We start from the raw sequence: 636 nt of genomic DNA on the forward strand, positions 1-636 counted from the left end.
GATTATAAGCAGTATGTTACGAAGAAAAAGGATGTTTCCGGTGTAAATTATCTCTTCAAAGGGTGGTATGATACCGAAAACGGCTTAGGCGATCCAGTTGATTTTTCTAACATTAAAATGCCGGCTGGTGGACTGGTTTACTATGGTATCTGGGAAAAAGAGTTTATTCCTGTTATCGTCCATAATGAAACCGTTCTTGATACGAGTGTTTCGAATGATAAATACGTGCTCTTGGTTGATCCAGGTAAAACAATAACTGATAAAGGAGCAGTATTCTACGGTGTTCTCGATAGCGATGGTTCTGTTAAAGTTGATCCAAACGGAACTCCGATTGTAGATACTAGCCGTACCTTCGATGGCACACTTACTGTGAATGACAAGCTTAACTATGATGGCACTACCTTGCAACCAGAATGGTATAGACTTGTTAATGGCCGTTTGGAAAGTGTAAACCCATCTACGCTACAAATTTCTAAGCACGGTACCATCTATGTACCTGTTTGGAACTACCCAACCAAAACCCTTAACTATAATGCCAATGGTGGTGCAAATCCTCCAACAACTTCAGACTTGAAGTTCAAAGAAAATATCGCGATTGCTGATCCAGGCGCTATGACACCACCGAAAGAGGGGCTT

At 41.2% G+C, this 636-nt stretch carries 1 protein-coding gene; it reads left to right on the plus strand.

Translation table 11 applies throughout. The features are described 5' to 3' along the window. The coding region (locus tag ACFSNB_RS18765; protein ID WP_377319346.1) for a hypothetical protein at positions 1-636 on the plus strand (636 nt) is incomplete at both ends.

It is taken from the genome of Phaeospirillum tilakii (assembly GCF_042683125.1).
In the GTDB taxonomy this organism is placed as follows: domain Bacteria; phylum Pseudomonadota; class Alphaproteobacteria; order Rhodospirillales; family Magnetospirillaceae; genus Phaeospirillum; species Phaeospirillum tilakii.